Origin of the sequence: Anaerosacchariphilus polymeriproducens (assembly GCF_003363435.1) — a bacterium.
Classification (GTDB): Bacteria; Bacillota; Clostridia; order Lachnospirales; family Lachnospiraceae; genus Anaerosacchariphilus; species Anaerosacchariphilus polymeriproducens.
Genome location: NZ_QRCT01000016.1, coordinates 1 through 15,271 on the forward strand (window position 1 = coordinate 1; position 15,271 = coordinate 15,271).

Sequence of the window (15,271 nt, forward strand, 5' to 3'; positions counted from 1 at the left end):
TAGTCAAAAATGCTTGACAGATGATAATTAATTAACCATTTTTACTATACAAAATTATATTTTATTCATATCAAGAATAAACAAATCATATACATAATGCGGGGTGTTAATTATGAATAGTAAATTAAAATACTATCAAATCATTGGAATTATATTTACAATAATTTTTGGTACATTATTACACTTTGCCTATGAATGGTCTGATTTCCATCCATTTGTAGCGCTATTTAGTCCTGTAAATGAATCCGTATGGGAACATTTAAAACTTTTGTTAATCCCATTTCTTCTATTTTCTATTTTTGAATATTTTGTATTGGGTAATGAGTACCCAAATTTGTTAATGTCGAATGCCGTCAGTCTTTTAATTGGTTTGCTTTCTATCATAGTACTTTTTTATACTTATACAGGTATCCTTGGCAGGAATTATCTATTCTTAGACATTTTTATCTTTATATTCAGTGTGATTTTGACTTATGGATTAGGTTATCAATTTACCATACAAGGAATGTTTTCTAAATTTCTACCTGAAACTGGCCTTGCTCTTATATTTTTCTTGTTATCCATATTCATACTCTTTACATTTAGTCCTCCTAAGTTAAATCTATTTCTAGATCCAGTTACCGATACCTATGGAGTTTTTCAAATACGTTCAAACAAATGAACTAAAAAATAGATGCAAAATTATGCATCTATTTTTTATACTATTTTTATTTTACTTTTTATGTTACAATATATGTCAAAACATTGGAGGTGATTTTGTGAAACATATTAAACGAATCTTAGCATTAATTGGTTTAATACTTCTGCTTGGTCTTTATTTATTAACATTCATTTTCGCACTTTTTGATAACGATAGTACAAAGCTATTATTTAAAGCTAGTTTATTTTCTACTATTGCCATTCCAACACTAATTTATATCTATACTTATATATACAAATTAATCAAAAAATATTATGGTAAGGATAAAGAAAATATTGATAATCAAAAATAGAAGTTTTACCACTCTACACCGAGATTATGCAGCTCTTTTTCTGCTTTTTCTTTAGAGGTAAATAAAATGGTATGAAACCCAAAAGGTTTTGCACCTTCTAAATTCTTCCTATTATCATCTAAGAAAACAGCACGTTCCGGCTTGATATTAAACTTCTCAATAAAAATTTGATAGATTTCTCTTTCCGGTTTTATCTTTTTTATATCAAAAGAGAAAAGACCTCCATCCATCTCTTTATGGAATTTCATTTCTTTTTCTCCCTGTACTAATGTTCTTTTTGAAAAGTTCGATAAGTAGTATACTTTATAGCCTTTTGCTCGTAGTCTTCGAATCCAGTTTTCTGTATAATCATACACTTCTATGGTTTTTCCCAAGTTGGCAAAAACCTCTTTTATCTGCTTCTTATACTCTGGTCTGTTTCTGATAAAAAGCGCTAACATCTCTTGGTCTGTTAATTCTCCTCTATCATATTCATTCCATTGTGGACTTAAAAACATAGCCTCTGCAATTGATTGATACAAGTCTTCTGAGTATTGAAAAGACCTTAAATACTTTTCCCAGCAGAAATTTACCATTACCATTCCAATATCAAAAACTATTGTATCAATCATTTGTATCTTCTCCTTTATCTATATATAATATCGTTTCTTCCTGGTCCATTTGAGATTAATTTTATAGGATAACCTATTTTTTCTTCTACGAACTCAATATATTTTCTACAATTTTCTGGTAATTCCTTATATTCTGTAATTCCACGAATATCCTGTTTCCAGCCGGGTAAAATTTCAAATACAGGTTTGGCTTTTTCCAAAAGGTATGTCGTTGGAAAATCGGTCGTCACTTTACCATCAATTTCATATCCTACACAAACAGGAATTTCTTCTAAATATCCCAATACATCCAATACTGTAAATGCTACATCTGTGGTACCCTGAATTCTACATCCATATTTTGAAGCAACACAGTCAAACCAGCCCATACGTCTTGGACGACCTGTGGTCGCACCATACTCGCCGCCATCTCCTCCTCTTCTTCTCAGTTCATCTGCCTCTTCACCAAAAATTTCACTTACAAAGGCTCCAGCCCCTACTGCACTTGAATACGCCTTACATACAGTAATTACCTTTTTAATTTCATAAGGAGGAATTCCTGCCCCAATTGCTCCGTATGCTGCCAAAGTAGACGAAGAAGTAACCATCGGATAAATACCATGATCAGGATCTTTCAAAGAACCTAACTGACCTTCCAACAAAATTTCTTTTCCTTCTTTGATTGCTTGATCTAAAAATGCAGAAACATCACAAACATATGGTGCAATCATATCTTTATATTCTTTTAATTCTTTTACGATCTCTTCCGGAATCAGAAGCGGTTTATGATATAAATGTTCTAATAGTACATTTTTGGTCTCACAAATTCTGTTCACTTTTTCAATTATTAATTCATCATCGAATAATTCACTTACTTGAAAACCGATTTTGGCATATTTATCAGAGTAAAATGGTGCAATCCCAGATTTCGTAGAACCAAAAGACTTTCCTGCCAAACGTTCTTCTTCATACTCATCAAATAAAATATGATACGACATAACAATTTGAGCTCGATCTGATACTAATATTTTAGGCATCGGTACCCCTTGTTTCACGATTTCTTTAATTTCTTCAAATAGTACCGGTACATTTAATGCAACTCCATTACCTATAATACTTGTAGTATGATCATAGAATACACCTGAAGGAAGGGTATGTAATGCAAATTTACCATAATCATTTACTATCGTATGACCAGCATTCGCCCCGCCCTGATAACGGACAATAATATCCGCTTCCTTTCCTAACATATCTGTAATCTTTCCTTTTCCTTCATCGCCCCAATTTGCACCTACAACTGCTTTTACCATAAAATGCCTCCTATTTATCAATTTAAAATATTCTCTACATTATGCATAGATATAGTTTTCTGTTTTGCTTCTAAATTATACTATAATTTTGACCATAAGTAAAATCAATATAGATTATACTTGATATAACTATAACTTATGCACTATGTCATTTAACTTACACTTATATGATTTTATCATCCTTATTTAAGGTAAATATTAAAAAATTACTTACAAAATATTAATTATTTGTTTCAAAATACTTCTTATGGTTAACATATAATATTCCTTGTGTTAATATTTTCCATATATTTAGGTATTACAATCACCCCCCTACCTAAATATATACTATTAACATAAATGTGTGAGTGCTCACACTAGAAACTATTCACAACACAATACTATTAACTAGATTGGAGGAATTAAATGTTTAAAGAAAGAATGTATTGGAAACTAGGTGTTACAGTAAGTATGCTTACTGCGACATGCTTAATTGCGAAACCACCCGTATTTGCCAGCGATGATGTCAAAACTGTATATCCTGTAGTAGAAACAACTCCTGCGCACAATATTGGTGATAATGCGGATGACACATGTGTATGGGTCAATCCAGATGATGAAGAAGACAGCTTAATTATAGGTGATGATAAACACGGCGGTCTTATAACATGGAATTTAGATGGTACGGAAAATCAATATCTAGACGCAAAAAGTTATCTGAACAACTTAGATATCCGTTATAATTTTAAGTTGGGAAATCAATTAGTCGCACTGGTTGGTGCTGTAGACGAATCTGATAAATGCCTAAGTTTTTATAAGGTCAATTCCGTTACAAGAGAAGTTGCAAAAGTTGGAGACATTGCTCTTAACAAAGAAAAACCTTATGGGGGCTGTATGTACAAAAGCCCAAAAACCGGTAAAATTTACTTTTTTGTAAACTGGAAAGATGGTACCGTACAACAATGGGAAATTAACGGTGACAACGGAACAATAAAAGGAAATCTTGCACGTACATTTAATGTAGGAAGCCAAGTTGAAGGATGTGTTGCAGATGATGAATTAGGCAGCTTTTACATTGGTGAAGAAAATGTTGGATTATGGAAATATGGTGCCGAACCTAGCGATGGAGATAAGAGAACTTCTGTGGATAACGTAAATGCTTCTGCAGGAGGTCATCTGACGGCAGACGTAGAAGGTGTCACATTATATTATGGTGACCACAAAGATAAAGGTTACATTATCTGCTCAAGTCAAGGAAATAATACCTTCCAAGTTTACGATAGAAAAAGCAATAAATTTCTTGGAGCTTTTACGGTAGGGGCTACAAATACCATTGATGAAACAACAGAAACAGACGGTTGCGATGTTAGTAATGTCGATTTTGGCGGTCATTTCTCAAATGGTATGTTCATATGTCATGACCATTCTAATGATGGTACAGAATTTTCAAATCATAAAGTAGTACCATGGAAGTCTATTGCAAAAGCACTTAAATTAAATGAAAAATCTGATTATGATCCAACGAAAGGAACCAACAAAGCTCCGAAGATGGAAGATATCAAAGATACTTCAGTTAAGGCAAATCATACACTTTCATTAAATATAAAGACTTCAGATCCTGATAATCATGATTTGGATCATTACGTACTCAACTTGCCTAAAGGTGCCGTATTTAATGAAAAAACAAAACAATTCAGCTGGACTCCTAATGCAAATCAAATTGGCAGTCATAAAGTTAAATTTGTAGTAACTGATGGATATGAAATTGATGATGAATCCGTAGAAATCAAAGTTACAAAATAATATCAGAAAAAAGCCTCAAGCAGTCTGTTCTTACGCTTGAGGCTTTTCATATTCAAACCAAATATTGAAGCAGTTTCGTCGCTGCTGATGAAATTGGTAGTTTTTCATCAGTAACGATACAAAAATCACGTTTAGGAATCTCTTTTTCAAATTTAAGTTGAAACAGTTCTCCAGAATCAATATATTTTTGTGCAAAGTCCTTGACTACCCCTGCAACTCCTAAATTCTTCAATGCAAATTGAACTAACATATCACTGATAGCAAATTCAAATTCCGGATATAAAATTACATCATTCTCTTTTAGAAATTTATCTACATATCCTCTTGTACTCGTATTCCCTTCTAAACAGATTATTGGTAATTTTTCTAATTCTTTATAGCTTAGTTTTTTACCTTGTAAATGTTTAAATCTGGACCCGGCTACAAAAACGTCTTCTATTTCTCTTACTTTTTGTATTTTTAAATCCTGTGTTTCTAATAGAGGCGAACTTACCACCCCAAAATCAATTTTACCTTCTTTGATATAACTTAATGTTTCAGGGGTAGGTCCATTTGTCACAGATATTTTAATTTTAGGGTATTTCTCATGAAACACTTCCAAAAAAGAAAGCAAGTAAAACTGAAGTGTCATATCACTTGCTCCTATTCTAATTTCTCCAGCTTCTAACTCTTGTAATTCCTGAAATTTCTTCTCTCCCAACAAAATGGTTTCATATCCTCTTTTGATATAAGAATACAGAACTTCTCCTTCTGAAGTCAAATGCACACCTTTGGACGTCCTGACAAACAGTGCGCTTCCTAATGCCTTTTCCAATTGTTTTACTGCCTGACTTACTGCTGGTTGAGATATTGATAATTCTTCTGCTGCTATCGTAATGCTCTTATACTTTCCTACATAATAAAAAATCTTATAGTACTCTAAATTAACATACATATTTTGTACCGAACCTTAAACGTAAAATTTATATTTCTTTTAGTAAATTCACCATTTCTACAGCAGATAACGCACAATCATATCCCTTATTTCCTGCTTTTGTTCCCGCTCTTTCAATTGCCTGTTCAATATTTTCTGTTGTTACAACACCGAAAATAACCGGAATTCCCGTTTCTAATCCTACATGCGCAACACCTTTAGAAACCTCATTACAAACATAATCATAATGTGTAGTTGCACCTCTGATAACTGCTCCAAGACATATAACCGCATCATACTTATTACTTTTTGCCATTTTGGAGGCAACTAAAGGTATTTCGAATGCACCGGGAACCCATGCTACTTCAATATTTTCTTCTTTTACATCATGTCTTGTCAAACCATCAATTGCTCCACTTAACAATTTAGATACAATAAATTCATTAAATCTGGCTGCTACAATTCCCACTTTCATTCCATCTGCTACTAATTTTCCTTCATATACTTTCATTTTCTTTCTCCTTTTTCCTTTTTTGTTGTTATCAGTTCTAATTATTTATCATTTATACCTGCATGATTACAATATTTGATGTATAGATTCTTGTATTGAATCATCGATTTCTAAAATATGTCCCATTTTCTTTTTTTTGGTTCGTAAGTAAAAAGCATCAAACTTATTTGGTTTCATTTCAATAGGAACTCTTTCCACAACATTCATACCACTATTCTTTAACTGTGATATCTTATCCGGATTATTCGTCATAAGTCTTACCTGATTGATTCCTAAATCATTGAGCATCTGACTTGCGATGAAATATTCTCTTAGATCCTCTTCAAAACCAAGTGCAAGATTCGCTTCTACTGTATCCATTCCTTGGTCTTGTAAATGATAAGCTTTTAACTTATTAATAAGACCTATTCCTCTACCTTCCTGTCTCATATACAGTAACACGCCTCTGCCTTCTTTTTCAATCTGTCTCATTGCTGCTGCATATTGTTCTCCACAATCACAGCGGGAAGAGCCAAATGTATCGCCTGTCAGGCATTCGGAATGTACACGGCAAAGTACAGGTGCTCCATCAGCCACATCACCTTTTACTAATGCTACATGATGTTCACCATTTACTTTATTAACATAACCATAAATTTCAAACTTGCCGTATTTAGTCGGCATCTCAGCTTTTACGATTCGTTCAACTAAAATCTCTGTACTTTTTCTATACTCTATTAAATCTTTAATTGTAATAAATTTTAGTTGGTATTGTTGTGCAAATTCTATTAACTGTGAAGTACGCATCATTGTTCCATCTTCTGCCATAATCTCGCAGCATAGCCCACATTCTTTTAAGCCCGCTAATCTTAATAAATCAACCGTTGCTTCTGTATGACCATCACGCTCTAAAACACCATAAGGCTTGGAAACTAATGGAAACATATGACCCGGTCTTCTAAACTCTTCAGGTCTTACCCCTTCTTCCACACATTTTCTAGCAGTAATTCCTCTCTCTTCTGCAGAGATTCCAGTTGTTGTATCTATGTGATCAATCGAAACTGTAAAAGCAGTTTCATGATTATCTGTATTTTTGGTCACCATTTGTGACAAAAAAAGCTTGTCTGCAATTTGCTGGCTCATAGGCATACAAATTAATCCTTTTGCCTTTGCGGCCATAAAATTCACATTCTCTGTTGTAGCAAATTCAGCAGCGCAAATTAAATCTCCTTCATTTTCTCTTCCTTCATCATCTGTTACTATAATTAATTTTCCATCCTTTAAATCTTCTAACGCTTCAAGTATTGTATTATATTTAAACATGATATCATCTCCTTAAAATCCGTTTTTTATTAAATAATCAAGTGTAATATTACTATCTTTCTCTTCTTTTGCAGGTTGCATTAAAAATTGTTCTATATATTTTCCTACCATATCATTTTCTAAATTTACAATATCACCTATTTTTTTTTGCAAAAGTGTTGTTTCATTCCCTGTATGGGGAATAATTGTTATCGAAAATCCTTTTTCATCAACAGAGGAGACTGTAAGGCTGATTCCATCTACTGTAACAGAACCTTTATGAATTATATATCTTAATATTTCCTGAGATGCATGAATTGTAATCCAGGTTGCAATTCCATCCATATCTTTCTTAGCTATCACTCCAGTACCATCAACATGTCCTAAAACTATATGACCGCCAAACCTGCCATTTGCCGCCATCGCCCGCTCCAAATTTACTTTGCTTCCAATTTTCAGCCTGCCTAAAGAACTTCTTTTCAAAGTTTCTCCTGAAACATCAGCTGTGAAAGTATCTTTTTTCAAATCAGTCACTGTTAAACAAACCCCATTAACAGCTACACTATCTCCCAATTTCAAATCTTCAAAAATTATATTTCCCTTTAATGTTAAATGTGATGAATTTACTCCTTTTTTGATTTCTATTACTTCACCCATTTCTTCTATAATTCCTGTAAACATTCCTTCACCTCTTTACGATATACTCTAACAGCAAGTCTTGATCAAACCGTTCCTGATTTATTAATTCCAGGTTTATACAATCATTCGGAAACTCTACTCCTCTTCCTCCAACCGGGCTGATTGCCATAATACCGCCAAAAATTTTGGGAGCTACATAGGCTTGCACTCTGTTTACAATTCCCTCTGTTAATGCAGCATAATTTAATGTTCCACCGCCCTCTAGAAGAATACTATCAATACCTTCCTCACCTATTCGTTTCATTAATTCTCTTAAGTCAATATGCCCATTCTTCAAAGGAATGATGAGAACTTTACAGCCAAAGGATTCTAAAGTCTTTATTTTTCCGTTATCCGTTGAACCGGTCGCAATATATGTTTCTAACCGATTTGCAGATTGAACTATCTTAGATTCTAATGGAATCTGCAATTTACTATCACAAATAATTCGTATTGGATTTTTCCCATTTGATAACCTACAGGTCAACAGTGGATCATCATTTATCACCGTATTTATTCCTACCATAATACCAGAATAATGATTTCTTGATTTATGCACATGATTTCTAGCTTTTTCTCCAGTAATCCATTTCGATTCCCCTGTATAAGTTGCTATTTTTCCATCTAAGGTCATAGCATATTTCATAACTACATACGGAAGTTTTGTCTTGATATAATGAAAAAATACATGATTCAATTCCAAACATTCTTTTTCCAAAACTCCGGTTACAACTTCAATATTATGTTCCCTCAAAATCTTAATTCCGCCCCCAGCCACTGCAGGATTTGGGTCAACCGAACCAATAACTACTTTCTTGATACCATTTTTTATGATTGCTTCTGTACATGGTGGAGTCTTCCCGTAATGACAACAAGGTTCTAATGTAACATACATGGTGCCCCCCTTCATGGATTCCATACAATATAAAATTGCGTTTCTCTCGGCATGATATTCTCCATATTTCTCATGATACCCTTTTGAAATAATTTGATTATCTTTTACAATCACTGCTCCGACCATAGGATTTGGATTGGTCCATCCACAACCTTTCTTAGCTAATTCAAGAGCTATTCTCATGTAATGCTCATCCATTAATAGCACCCCTTTCTTAAATTTAATTTAATAAAGTACGACTCATCAACTCCCAGATCCATTTCAATAAAAAATGCCCCAAGAAATCTTCGGGGCATTCTGTTCTTAGAATAAAATTAAATACCATTTTATAATTAAAAACTCTGAAATGAAACTTCATTTCAGAGCAAGCATTACAAATATACTTAATTGAACAATTCTTAGATTAAGAACTATATTAATCACTATATCATTCTTCTTTCATCCAGACTATACTGTCGGCTTCGGAGTCTCACCGAATCAACCTTGCGGCTCGTGGGCTTTACCACCGGTAGGGACTTGCACCCTGCCCTGAAGATTTTATTAAATTTACGATATATAGTTTAACATAGTAAATTAAATTTTACAAGTATTTGACATATCTTTTTTTATTTTACATACTGATAACTTAGTTTTTAACTTATAAAACAGCTAAACTTCATCACATAATTTTCTTATCTTAACAGCAACAGCACTCTTGGATTTTAAAAGATTGCTTATTATTATTGTAGTAATAGGTATAATAATTAAACATCCAATATTGGCAATAACAATAATAGAAAATTCTTGAAAAAAAACTTTAGAATTTATAATCTTTTCAAATGAATAACCAAACTTTGAAAATAAAACAGACATCATCAAAGTCTCACCAATTCCAGCGAAAAAAAGTGTATTTACTGTTGTTCCCAATATATCTCTTCCCACTGATTTTCCTGATTTCATCAAATCATGTAACTCGAGTTCTTTATTATTTTGATATACTTCAAAAATAGATGTAGCGATAGCTATCGATGTATCCATAACTGCACCTAATAACCCTAACATAATCACAGTAATCATCAGGCTCTGCATATTTATTTTAATATCAGTTGATAATTGGCTGATATCTTCACATAATTCCAGTTCATTAAAGCCTGCCATTTGAGAATAATGTCCTAAAATCGCAACTACAATGCTCAGAATACAAATAACCAAAAAAACAGCGATTAAGGAACTATAAGACTTTAAATTTGTTCCGTTCTGATATAATACTGTTATCAAACAAAATGTAATGGAACCTAGAAAAGTAATTACAATTGGCGGCATTCCTAACGTTATTACATAGATACAAATAACCAATACTATAATATTACCTAAAAGAGATAAAAGAGATTTAACGCCTCTTTCTCCACCTACTAAAACAATTAAAATTAAAAATATAATGCTTAAGATTACTAACATTTCCGTTTATGCCTTCTTTCTTTAAAAATACTACTGCAATAAAACCTGAAATTGGAATTGCCAATATGATACCAATGGATCCAACTAAAAATCTTATTATTTCAAAAACTATATTGAACTGTACCAATGTATTTAACGAATAACCGTTTTTTATTTTTAAAATAATTCCCGGCAGACTCCCACTAATATAGGTAAAAAGTAATACATTGATCATAGTTCCCATAATATCGTAACCAATTTCTTGAATTGATTTAATCAATGATTTCCATGTTAAATGTTCTGCTGTATGGGCAAATTCATGTACAGCCGAGTTCATTGTTATTGCAACGTCCATGATAGCACCCAGACACCCAATAATGATTCCAGCCATAAAAATCTTACCTAAGTCATTAGGAGCTACAATATAATCCATCAACTCATAGGAAGGATGTTCTATAAATGTAACAATTGTATAGATAAAATAAGTGGCGGCCACTGCTAACAATGTTGATACCATGGCTCCTATGGTCTTTCGCGAAATTCCACCTAAAATAAGTAAAGTCAGACAATTAAAAAGAATGACCATAACAAAACAAAGAATTTCAAAATCTTTTCCCTTCGAATAAAAACCGACTGCCAATATGAATATTAAAATATTTACTAGCAACGATAATAACGTAAGAAGTCCTTGCTTACCTGTTATAAGAACTAATGCAGTTACAAATAGACCGACTAAAAATACCACATACTTATCTCTCTTTATTCCCGAAACTGTTCCAGATAACTTACCATCATTTTCACTTATTTCAATGAATATATCTTCACCTGACTGATATTTTTCATTTTTTATTCCTGAATATGAATATGTATTTTTAAAATTGATTTCTTTACCTTTATAAATTCCATTTCTGACAACGGCCTTGACTCTTTGTATATAATACTTTTCTTGCTCTCCATTCGGTCCCTCTTGACTTTCTATATATTTCTCTTGGACTGATTTTACACTAGCTATTGTCTTATGATAAAAGCAATAATTATTATCTGCTAAAATCAATACAGCTAAAAAAAGTATAATTACAATTCCTGCTATAATAACTTTCTTATTGCTCCAATATTTTTTTATTAATGCCATAATAACGCTTCCTTATCTTCCTGTTTTTTAATACTTACTAGTCTAAAACAGAAAATAAAGTACGTCAATGTTATTTTTTTACTTGACCTGTCGTAGTAATTATGGTATAACATTATTACTACGACAGATATAGTACGTCTGATAATATAGTTTGAAAGGAGGAGTACTATGATAAGCAGTGATGTGATCCGTGGCTACAGCGACACAATTATATTATATTTATTACTCGAAAATGATTCCTACGGTTATGAAATTTCAAAAAAAATCAAGGAAATGACAGATGAAAAGTTTACCATGAAAGAAACGACACTCTATTCAGCTTTTAACCGTTTATCAAAAAACGGTTATATCGATTCTTATCATGGAACCGAAACCCAGGGAAAACGTCGGACTTATTATAAAATTACTCCTGAAGGTATTACATACTACAAGGAAAAATGTAAAGAATGGATTTTAACAAAAGAAATTATTGAAAAATTTATTAAGGAGATGAATTAATATGGAAACCATTAAAAATTATTTAGAAACAATGTTTGCTCAAATACCCCAAACACCTGAAACACTTAAAATTAAAGAGGATTTACTATCCAATATGGAAGAAAAATATCATGAACTAAAAAATGAAGGAAAATCTGAAAATGAAGCCATTGGTATTGTGATTTCTGAATTTGGAAACATTGATGAATTGATGAATGAATTTGGAATTTCAAATAATTCTACCTCTCAAACACAACAAAAAAACCATCCAATTATTACACTGGAAACCGCTCTCACCTATCTCGATGAAAAGAATAAATTCGGACGTCTTATTGCAATCGGCGTTGCACTAATCTTAATTGGTGTAAATTTACTAATATGCCTTAGCACTTTTGCTGAAACTGGCATTCTTGGATCTCTTTCAGAAGATACAGCTTCCATGTTTGGTGTAATTGCACTTATCTGTTTCATTGTTCCTGCAGTTGCATTATTTATCTACTCTGGAACAAGCCTGGAAAAATATAATTACTTGGAAAATCCATTTCAAATGGACCCTTATGTAAAAGAACAATTGAAAACAAAATTTGAAGATTTTCTTCCTACCTTTAACCGCGCTATCATTATCGGAGTAAGTTTATGTATTCTATCAGTTATACCGGTCATTGCAGGTTCTCTTATAGAAGATAATAGAATTTCAAATGCCAGTTTTATTCCTATTATTAAAAATAGTTCTTCTTTTGGTGTTATTCTTCTACTAATAATCGTTACTGTAGCCGTATATATTTTTATCATTTATGGAAATATGAAAGAAGGATATAATCGATTATTAGAATTGGAAGAATATTCACCAGAACATAAAAACTCAAAAAGCAGCAAAATTATCGGTGCTGTCGCTTCTGTTGTCTGGCCTCTTACCGTTTGTGTATTCTTTTACTTAGGTTTTTTTAAACAACGTTGGGATATTTCATGGGTCGTATTTCCAATAACTGGTATCCTATTCGGTGCTTTTAGTACAATATGTAATACTCTTAGCAGAGAAAACAGAATTAAATAATAGAGAATTAGATTCTGACCATAAATCTCAAGTTAATACTTGAAATTTATGGTCAATACTTTATTTGTACTGAATGTTAAATTTAGTGCTTGCATTACCTAAAAATACTATTTTACCATTTTTCGGTAATATCACTTTTGTATTTCCTGTAATCCAAGAATTATTTACCAAAGCTCCATTATTATCATATACAACAAAGCTAGAATTTTTAGGTGAGTCTACCGTTATTTCCTTTCCTGCTGAACCGCTTCCTATTTTGTACCATTTTGCATATCCCTTTTTTCCTATGGTACATTTGAACTTATTCTTTGTAGAAAGAGTTTTTATCGCATCTTCCTCAATAAAAATAGAATCACCAGATTTTAAATATTCAAACTTATTTTTTTTATAAAAATTAACGTCATATAAATCACGCGACAATGTACCAGGTCCATCTAAAATAGAAATGGCAGATTTTTTATTCTCTATTTTATTTATAAGAATATCTGATATAAGATATCCTAATTCATTTTCTAAATTAACTTGAAAATTATAATAAGGAGTCAAGTATAAACTTGAAGAATATTTTTCATTTAACAAATAATAATTCTTTCCATTTCTTTTTGCCCAAACTGATACCATTTCTGATAAATCATTTCCATTTTCTTTCTGTGCTATATACAAGTCGCTTACTGTTTGGCCTAAAGATGGTATGGTTCCATATTCTGTTTGTTGAAGATAAGTTCTTCCATTCTTTTCGTCTACAAATTTTAAACTAATTGCTCCGTCCTGTGATACAAAGGTTCCATCTTTCGTATAAACGTAAGTTTCTGTACCCTGTTGTGCTTTATCATGAGAATTGATACTTAATGTACCGCATTCGTCTATTTTGATATCAAGTAATCCTTTTCTTGATACATATAAACCTTCATATTTCTTCATTGTTTCTGGAACCGTTTCTTTTTGGGGGGTATGAAATGTTTTATCCGGTTTAATTTGACTAATGATACCCTTTTCCTTTAATGCATTCAACAAAATTTCTTGAGCCATTACCATATTATAAGAACTAACTCCTCCGGAACTCACTACTGCTAACGCCATATTTTGTTCCGGTAAAATCATGAAACTACTATGATAAGCAGCCGTATCTCCTCCTTTATTTAATGCTTTGATATTGTATTGGTTAAAAGGATAAAGATTTACGCAATCCCAGCCCAATCCATAACCTAATATATTATTTGTATCCTTGGGCCAAATTCCTTTTAGATATTCTTTATTTTCCATTTCTTTTCTGGATTTTTCTGTCAGGAGTCCATTAGAATTTTTCATGAAAGTAGTGGCAAAAACACATAAATCTTCCGCACTGGAATAAACTCCACCGGACCCAATATCATTTGTATTTTCTTCTGGTAAAGGATTTGAAATACCAGCAGCATATGCCTTAGCCAGCCTGTTTCTATCAAAGGAACTACGTGGTGTTTTTGTATTATTCATTTTGAGAGGATTTAAAATTGTATTTGTTATATAATCTGTATAACTCATTCCTGTCACACGCTCTACCAGTATTTCTGAAAGATGAAATCCATCATTACAATAAACACAATAAGCTCCTGGATCAGCCTTTAAACGTTGTGATCTTAGCTGTTTTAACAAAGTATCATGTGCAAAAGAATCATTATCTCCAAAAAGCATTGAGTTACGAATACTTGTTCCCATTATCCCTGACGAATGATTCAAGAGCATTCTTACTGTAATCTTTTTATATCTCTTATCCTTCATTTTAAATTCTTTTATATACTTTGTAATTGGTGCATCTAGCTCAATTTTACCTTTATCCACCAAATTCATAACAGCGGTCGTAACGAACATCTTACTAACTGAACCTGTACCGTACATCGTATCCGCTGTTAAAGCGGTATTGTCTTCTTTTGAATATACTCCGGAATTCCCGGAAAGTACAATTTTTCCGTTATCAATTAATGCATACTGAACGCTTGTACTTCCGTAATCATTAATAATACTGGAAGCTTTTTGAATTGCAACGGCTTTTGTATTCTCATAACCGGATTCAGCATTTACCTGATTATTATTTACTTTTTCCTGGTTCGAAGTATCTGCACTTTGGATTTCTGCTCCCTCAATCATTTGGACTTTTTCTGGCAATACTCCTGTTAAATTCCTGTCTGTAGCAAAAGTTGTCATAGTTGTTGATATACTAAATATCATAGACAACAAAAAAGCATAGGTACGTTTATTCACTT

15 protein-coding genes and 1 riboswitch are annotated in these 15,271 nt (G+C 32.3%); of the genes, 5 read left to right on the forward strand and 10 right to left on the reverse strand.

The genetic code is table 11. The annotated features are described in order from the left end of the window. The first annotated feature begins 112 nt into the window (after positions 1-112). Together DWV06_RS06225 and DWV06_RS06230 are read left to right on the forward strand one after the other, a co-directional pair. Positions 113-661, forward strand: a complete 549-nt coding sequence (locus DWV06_RS06225; RefSeq protein WP_115481323.1) for a DUF6512 family protein — start codon at positions 113-115, stop codon at positions 659-661. 97 nt (positions 662-758) lie between these two features. Beyond that, positions 759-992, forward strand: coding sequence for a hypothetical protein (locus DWV06_RS06230; RefSeq protein WP_115481324.1), 234 nt, complete (start codon positions 759-761; stop codon positions 990-992). Between the two features lie 5 nt (positions 993-997). Here the strand turns inward: DWV06_RS06230 and DWV06_RS06235 are convergent, their stop codons facing one another. Both DWV06_RS06235 and DWV06_RS06240 read right to left on the reverse strand, forming a co-directional pair. Beyond that, positions 998-1,603, reverse strand: a complete 606-nt coding sequence (locus DWV06_RS06235) for an HAD family hydrolase (protein WP_115481325.1) — start codon at positions 1,601-1,603, stop codon at positions 998-1,000. Positions 1,604-1,617: 14 nt separating this feature from the next. Then, positions 1,618-2,892: an adenylosuccinate synthase gene (locus DWV06_RS06240; protein ID WP_115481326.1), complete on the reverse strand. Its 1,275-nt coding sequence runs from the start codon at positions 2,890-2,892 to the stop codon at positions 1,618-1,620. Between the two features lie 405 nt (positions 2,893-3,297). On the opposite strand from DWV06_RS06240, the gene DWV06_RS06245 reads away from it, so the two are divergent. Continuing rightward, positions 3,298-4,674: a phytase gene (locus DWV06_RS06245; RefSeq protein WP_115481327.1), complete on the forward strand. Its 1,377-nt coding sequence runs from the start codon at positions 3,298-3,300 to the stop codon at positions 4,672-4,674. Between the two features lie 52 nt (positions 4,675-4,726). Here DWV06_RS06245 and DWV06_RS06250 read toward each other — a convergent pair whose 3' ends face one another. From DWV06_RS06250 to DWV06_RS06280, 7 genes are all read right to left on the reverse strand, one after another. After that, positions 4,727-5,608: a LysR family transcriptional regulator gene (locus DWV06_RS06250; RefSeq protein ID WP_115481328.1), complete on the reverse strand. Its 882-nt coding sequence runs from the start codon at positions 5,606-5,608 to the stop codon at positions 4,727-4,729. A gap of 28 nt (positions 5,609-5,636) precedes the next feature. Then, positions 5,637-6,098 (reverse strand): 6,7-dimethyl-8-ribityllumazine synthase, encoded by a 462-nt coding sequence (gene ribH / locus DWV06_RS06255; protein ID WP_115481329.1) that lies wholly within the window; start codon positions 6,096-6,098, stop codon positions 5,637-5,639. A 66-nt stretch (positions 6,099-6,164) separates the two neighbouring features. Further along, positions 6,165-7,400, reverse strand: a complete 1,236-nt coding sequence (locus DWV06_RS06260; protein WP_115481330.1) for a bifunctional 3,4-dihydroxy-2-butanone-4-phosphate synthase/GTP cyclohydrolase II — start codon at positions 7,398-7,400, stop codon at positions 6,165-6,167. 12 nt (positions 7,401-7,412) lie between these two features. Beyond that, positions 7,413-8,060 carry a riboflavin synthase gene (locus DWV06_RS06265; protein WP_115481331.1) on the reverse strand — a complete coding sequence of 216 codons (648 nt, stop codon included), beginning with the start codon at positions 8,058-8,060 and terminating at the stop codon, positions 7,413-7,415. A 4-nt stretch (positions 8,061-8,064) separates the two neighbouring features. After that, positions 8,065-9,150, reverse strand: a complete 1,086-nt coding sequence (gene ribD, locus DWV06_RS06270) for a bifunctional diaminohydroxyphosphoribosylaminopyrimidine deaminase/5-amino-6-(5-phosphoribosylamino)uracil reductase RibD (RefSeq protein WP_115481332.1) — start codon at positions 9,148-9,150, stop codon at positions 8,065-8,067. A 228-nt stretch (positions 9,151-9,378) separates the two neighbouring features. Then, positions 9,379-9,492: riboswitch (FMN riboswitch) on the reverse strand. 108 nt (positions 9,493-9,600) lie between these two features. Beyond that, the gene (locus DWV06_RS06275) at positions 9,601-10,389 is read right to left on the reverse strand and encodes a YibE/F family protein (protein ID WP_115481333.1); all 789 of its coding nucleotides are present in this window, start codon (positions 10,387-10,389) and stop codon (positions 9,601-9,603) included. After that, entirely contained in the window at positions 10,322-11,500 is a 1,179-nt protein-coding gene (locus tag DWV06_RS06280; RefSeq protein WP_115481334.1) for a YibE/F family protein, read from the reverse strand. Before DWV06_RS06280 ends, DWV06_RS06275 begins: the two co-directional genes overlap by 68 nt. A gap of 168 nt (positions 11,501-11,668) precedes the next feature. On the opposite strand from DWV06_RS06280, the gene DWV06_RS06285 reads away from it, so the two are divergent. Together DWV06_RS06285 and DWV06_RS06290 are read left to right on the forward strand one after the other, a co-directional pair. Beyond that, positions 11,669-11,998: a PadR family transcriptional regulator gene (locus DWV06_RS06285; protein ID WP_115481335.1), complete on the forward strand. Its 330-nt coding sequence runs from the start codon at positions 11,669-11,671 to the stop codon at positions 11,996-11,998. 1 nt (position 11,999) lies between these two features. Beyond that, positions 12,000-13,031: a permease prefix domain 1-containing protein gene (locus DWV06_RS06290; RefSeq protein ID WP_115481336.1), complete on the forward strand. Its 1,032-nt coding sequence runs from the start codon at positions 12,000-12,002 to the stop codon at positions 13,029-13,031. 60 nt (positions 13,032-13,091) lie between these two features. Here DWV06_RS06290 and DWV06_RS06295 read toward each other — a convergent pair whose 3' ends face one another. Further along, the gene (locus tag DWV06_RS06295; protein WP_235828905.1) at positions 13,092-15,269 is read right to left on the reverse strand and encodes a serine hydrolase domain-containing protein; all 2,178 of its coding nucleotides are present in this window, start codon (positions 15,267-15,269) and stop codon (positions 13,092-13,094) included. Positions 15,270-15,271 lie beyond the last annotated feature (2 nt).

What these genes read in the sequence shown, in the direction of transcription:
- DWV06_RS06225 (WP_115481323.1), top strand. Translation starts at nt 113, where the DNA reads ATGAATAGTAAATTAAAATACTATCAAATCATTGGAATTATATTTACA.
- DWV06_RS06235 (WP_115481325.1), bottom strand. Translation starts at nt 1,603, where the DNA reads ATGATTGATACAATAGTTTTTGATATTGGAATGGTAATGGTAAATTTC.
- DWV06_RS06240 (WP_115481326.1), bottom strand. Translation starts at nt 2,892, where the DNA reads ATGGTAAAAGCAGTTGTAGGTGCAAATTGGGGCGATGAAGGAAAAGGA.
- DWV06_RS06245 (WP_115481327.1), top strand. Translation starts at nt 3,298, where the DNA reads ATGTTTAAAGAAAGAATGTATTGGAAACTAGGTGTTACAGTAAGTATG.
- DWV06_RS06250 (WP_115481328.1), bottom strand. Translation starts at nt 5,608, where the DNA reads ATGTATGTTAATTTAGAGTACTATAAGATTTTTTATTATGTAGGAAAG.
- ribH (WP_115481329.1), bottom strand. Translation starts at nt 6,098, where the DNA reads ATGAAAGTATATGAAGGAAAATTAGTAGCAGATGGAATGAAAGTGGGA.
- DWV06_RS06260 (WP_115481330.1), bottom strand. Translation starts at nt 7,400, where the DNA reads ATGTTTAAATATAATACAATACTTGAAGCGTTAGAAGATTTAAAGGAT.
- DWV06_RS06265 (WP_115481331.1), bottom strand. Translation starts at nt 8,060, where the DNA reads ATGTTTACAGGAATTATAGAAGAAATGGGTGAAGTAATAGAAATCAAA.
- ribD (WP_115481332.1), bottom strand. Translation starts at nt 9,150, where the DNA reads ATGGATGAGCATTACATGAGAATAGCTCTTGAATTAGCTAAGAAAGGT.
- DWV06_RS06275 (WP_115481333.1), bottom strand. Translation starts at nt 10,389, where the DNA reads ATGTTAGTAATCTTAAGCATTATATTTTTAATTTTAATTGTTTTAGTA.
- DWV06_RS06280 (WP_115481334.1), bottom strand. Translation starts at nt 11,500, where the DNA reads ATGGCATTAATAAAAAAATATTGGAGCAATAAGAAAGTTATTATAGCA.
- DWV06_RS06285 (WP_115481335.1), top strand. Translation starts at nt 11,669, where the DNA reads ATGATAAGCAGTGATGTGATCCGTGGCTACAGCGACACAATTATATTA.
- DWV06_RS06290 (WP_115481336.1), top strand. Translation starts at nt 12,000, where the DNA reads ATGGAAACCATTAAAAATTATTTAGAAACAATGTTTGCTCAAATACCC.